Origin of the sequence: Candidatus Endomicrobiellum pyrsonymphae (genome assembly GCF_020328025.1) — a bacterium.
In the GTDB taxonomy this organism is placed as follows: domain Bacteria; phylum Elusimicrobiota; class Endomicrobiia; order Endomicrobiales; family Endomicrobiaceae; genus Endomicrobiellum; species Endomicrobiellum pyrsonymphae.
In genome coordinates this window covers 1-4,258 of the sequence record NZ_JAIXMZ010000089.1, presented here as the reverse complement: position 1 = coordinate 4,258, position 4,258 = coordinate 1, and the positions used below count along the sequence as shown (strand labels likewise).

At 34.7% G+C, this 4,258-nt stretch carries 5 protein-coding genes; all 5 read right to left on the bottom strand.

Annotated features, from left to right (window positions below; all coding sequences use genetic code 11):
• Nucleotides 1-65 precede the first annotated feature (65 nt).
• Complete coding sequence (locus tag LE180_RS06360) at nt 66-419, bottom strand: tetratricopeptide repeat protein (protein ID WP_374134615.1); 354 nt, start codon at nt 417-419, stop codon at nt 66-68.
• A gap of 170 nt (nt 420-589) precedes the next feature.
• Nucleotides 590-1,318, bottom strand: a complete 729-nt coding sequence (locus LE180_RS06355) for a hypothetical protein (RefSeq protein ID WP_374134614.1) — start codon at nt 1,316-1,318, stop codon at nt 590-592.
• 213 nt (nt 1,319-1,531) lie between these two features.
• Nucleotides 1,532-3,088: a bifunctional phosphoribosylaminoimidazolecarboxamide formyltransferase/IMP cyclohydrolase gene (purH, locus tag LE180_RS06350; RefSeq protein WP_374134613.1), complete on the bottom strand. Its 1,557-nt coding sequence runs from the start codon at nt 3,086-3,088 to the stop codon at nt 1,532-1,534.
• A gap of 145 nt (nt 3,089-3,233) precedes the next feature.
• Entirely contained in the window at nt 3,234-3,863 is a 630-nt protein-coding gene (locus LE180_RS06345) for a regulatory protein RecX (RefSeq protein WP_374134612.1), read from the bottom strand.
• Nucleotides 3,864-4,021: 158 nt separating this feature from the next.
• Nucleotides 4,022-4,228 carry a DUF5675 family protein gene (locus LE180_RS06340; protein ID WP_374134616.1) on the bottom strand — a complete coding sequence of 69 codons (207 nt, stop codon included), beginning with the start codon at nt 4,226-4,228 and terminating at the stop codon, nt 4,022-4,024.
• Nucleotides 4,229-4,258: the final 30 nt, after the last annotated feature.

Genomic DNA, 4,258 nt, shown 5'->3' with positions numbered 1-4,258 from the left:
CTTGGTTTATGCAGGAAGTCTATTAACTCACAAATTCTAATATGAGGTATTGTTTATGAAAAATATCATGTTGATTCTATCACTGTCGGTAGTATTTGAAACCTGTTCACTGCCTCTTTATAATTTTGTTGAACTCCTTCTCCATTAGTATGCATCAGTCCCAGATTATTCTGAGCAACAGCATTTCCTTGGTCCGCTACTTTTTGAAACCTGTTCACTGCCTCTTTATAATTTTGTTGAACTCCTTCTCCTTTCTCATACATCACTCCCGGATTATTCTGAGCGCTAGCATCTCTTTCTTGGTCCGCTGATGTTATAATTTGCCCAAAGTAGGATGGACTATAGGATGGCTTACAGCCTGTAACACAAATACCAAATAGAACTAAAACTAAAAACGTCGAAACTAGGCATTTTCTCATTTTATCCTCACAATTTTCATATTATAACAACATATCCTTTCATACTAAATCGAGGCTTTTTTGCCTCTTATTTTTTTTCAACACAGATAGTGAATTCTTTCTTCGACATTTAAAACCTCATTAAAATTTGCGATACTCACTATTTTAGCAAAAATTTACAGCAATTTTTTTTAATAAAGATATTTATTTTTTAATTTACTTAGCGTTTGCCTGTCTTCTTCTGAAAAAGCTGTAACTAAAACCGCGCCGTAGCCGGTTTCAATTCCTACTACCGCAACCTCGAATTTTACTAAGTCCGGAAGCTGTACTTTTGACCATTGACCAAAATCATTTAATGGGATACTATAAGTTTTCTTCTCACCGGATGGAAGTTCTTCTGGCATATCATATTTAAAAGTATCGTCAATGATAACTTTTCCTGTTTGAGGCGTTACAATTTTGCCTCTGAAAAAAACCGCTGTAACAGGATAATCAGATTTATTTTGTACTGTAAGTTCCGCTATAGAAATTGGCAATGTGTCTGTCGTAAACTGTTTATAAAATCTCGCTTCTATAACCTTGACTCTAGCTACTTGCTGTCTTGCAGTTTCAGATTCTGTCTTTCTTTTTTCAAGCAACTCGATTTCAGTTAAAGTAGCTTCGGATTTTCTTCTGCGATGTTCATAATCACAATAGTGGTCATATGTGTAATAATGCTTTCCATAACGTCTATAAGGATAATCGTACAAATGATCATATCCATAATCCCAATAATAATCCAACGCGTATGGGGAATGTCTAAAGTCGCGCGTATAACGATCCGTAACTACCACGACATACTTGTCATCTTTCCTCGCATCTGCAAAAGAAACAACTGCAAATACTACCGACAGTGATAGAATCAACATGATATTTTTCATAAACAATACCTCATATTAGAATTTGTGAGTTAATAGACTTCCTGCATAAACCAAGTTGTGATTCCAACACCTCCCTTCATCCTCACGATAAAGACATTCTAATATAAACTTGTTTTGTCATCATTCCCATGAAAATGGGAATTCACGTTAAATGAATCTCCGATTTCTCGGAGACAATTAGATTGTCGACACTATTGCTAGTGTGAACACACTCTAATGTTTGAAGTGCCGCATTCCTGTAGATATCATAGCTATATTATTGTCATCTGCTACTCTAATTGACTCATCGTCTCTCATTGACCCGCCGGGCTGAACTATCGCCGTAACGCCGACTTTTGCAGAAGCTTCAACTACATCGCCAAACGGGAAGAACGCATCTGATGCTAAAACAAGTGAGAATGTTTTTTCATCTAGACCATGTTTAACTTCCTTCATTTTTTCTACAGCAATTTTTAAAGAATCAATGCGACTCATTTGTCCTGCGCCAATACCTACAGTCTGCCTGCCTCTTGCAAGAACAACAGCGTTTGATTTAACATGTTTTGAAATTTTCCATGCAAAATCCAAAGCCTCGCTTTCTTTCTCTGTAGGCTGACGTTTTGTCATAGATTTTATTTCGGCTGAAAGCTGATTATCTCTGTCTTGAGCGAGCATTCCGTAAGACATCATTCTATACTCCATAACATTTTTTTCTTCTTTATACGGGACTTCTTGTATTAAAAGTCTGATATTTTTTTTCTTCATAAGAATATTTAAAGCATCTTTAGAATAATCAGGAGCTATAACGCATTCAACAAAAAGTTTGCTTATTTCTAAAGCCGTATCTTCATCAATAGCTTTATTAAAAGCCACTATTCCACCAAAAGCGCTTACAGGATCACAAGACAAAGCTTTTAAATAAGCGTCTCTTACATCCGTACTTTCAGAACAACCGCAAGGATTATTGTGCTTAATAATAGCGCAAGCGGGATCATTAAATTCATGCGCTAAACGCCACGCCGCTTCTAAATCTAAATAATTATTATAAGACAACTCTTTTCCGTGCAACTGCTTTGCAGATATTACAACAGACTTATTCTGCTCTATACAATTTGAATATAATGCCGCTTCTTGATGAGGATTTTCTCCATATCTCAATCCCGAAATCTTTTTAAGCGGTATTGTTGCTTGCGTCGGAAATTTTTCATAAGTTAAGTAGGTTGAAATTAAGGAGTCGTAATATGCCGTATGACGAAACGCTTTTGCCGCTAATGCTAATTTTAACTCTTGCGTAACAGAGTTATTTTTTAGATTTTCAATAACAACACTATAGTCATTCACGTCACATATAACAACAACATCTTTGTAATTTTTTGCCGCCGCTCTCAAAATGGCAACCCCGCCAATATCAATATTTTCTACTACGTCTTTATCTATATTTTTATTTTCAGGTTTTGGTATTTTGTTTATAGTCGCTTCAAAGGGATACAAACTTACAACAACCATGTCTATCGTTTCTATGTTGTGATGCCTTAGCTGCTCCGCATGTTCTTTGTTATTTCTGATTGCAAGAATACCACCGTGAATTTTTGGATTTAACGTCTTAACTCTACCGTTTAAAATTTCAGGGAATCCTGTAACATCAGATATTTCACGACATTCAATAGAATTTTCTTTTAAAGTTTTTGCCGTTCCCCCGCTGGAAATTATATTCCACCCTAAAGATTTTAACTCTTTTGCAAGTTCTACAACTCCATTTTTATCTGATACGCTAAGTAATGCTGTTGCCATAAGAACGCTCTCCTTTGAAAGATATATATTTGGATCTACGTTGACGATACATAAACAATAGATACATGTAGAGATTAGATTGTTTATACTTCTTCATGAGTATAACAAACACAACAAATGCATAGAAGATATATTTTTATTAGCTTCAATGTAAAGTTACTTGACTATAATTCCTAAAAGTCTTTGCTATATCTTCCGAAGAAAAACCTCTTCTTAGAAAAAACGCTGCCACTCTTCTTACTTCGTTTTTATTTTTGCCGTTAAACTTTTTAAATTTAGTTTTTAGTATTTTAATAATTTGTTCGTACGGTTCTAATTCCATCCTAACAGATTCCAAAGCGTTTTGAACCAAATCCTTGCTTATACCTTGTTTTTCAAGCTCTGCTTTTATTACAAATTCGCCTTTGCCTTTTTGCGATAAATAAACTGCATAAACCTTTGAAAATTTTTCGTCATTTATATAATTCAACTCTTCTAATCTTTTAACTGCCTTTGCGGCATTTAAAGATTCGTAACCTTTTTGAATAAGTCTTTCATACAAAGTTTTACTGCTGTATGAGCGCTTCGATACTAAAACTAATGCGTCAGACATAACGCTATTTGATTTATCGTAAGACACAAGGTCCTCATATTCGTTTTCAGAAATTTCAATTTTTGTTCTAAGACCAAATTTAACAATAGTATCGGCAAAAACCATAAGATTTTCGCTATTATCAAAAAACAGTTTAAACATATTCTTCTTAAATTTTATTTTTTCTATTCTTACTATTTTCATTTTAATATCTCTTAACACGACTGTTTTACAATCTTGCAAGACAATATTCATATACGCATGGCAGGATAGCACCTTTAACCCTCTTTTCAAGACTTCGTCTTTTAAAGTCACTTCCCCAATCTCTATCCACTGTGCTATCATGTTTATTGTACATAATTTTACTGCATAATCAAAAAATTTGGCGAGATTGTTATCCAACACTTTTGATACAACCTAATCAAGTCTATAATCTTTTGTTCGTACTGCGTAGAATAGCTGACCCAAGCAATTCTATCGTTCTTTCCGGGAAGTATGCACCCTAGCGTATCCTTTGAGTTATTCCCTTTATGGATACGCACGCCTGTAAAATCAGCCACATCTATCAACAAAGGAAGTCTTTGTTAAACCTGTTGCTG

Coding starts and splice junctions, on each gene's coding strand:
- LE180_RS06360 (WP_374134615.1), bottom strand. CDS start 419: ATGAGAAAATGCCTAGTTTCGACGTTTTTAGTTTTAGTTCTATTTGGT.
- LE180_RS06355 (WP_374134614.1), bottom strand. CDS start 1,318: ATGAAAAATATCATGTTGATTCTATCACTGTCGGTAGTATTTGCAGTT.
- purH (WP_374134613.1), bottom strand. CDS start 3,088: ATGGCAACAGCATTACTTAGCGTATCAGATAAAAATGGAGTTGTAGAA.
- LE180_RS06345 (WP_374134612.1), bottom strand. CDS start 3,863: ATGAAAATAGTAAGAATAGAAAAAATAAAATTTAAGAAGAATATGTTT.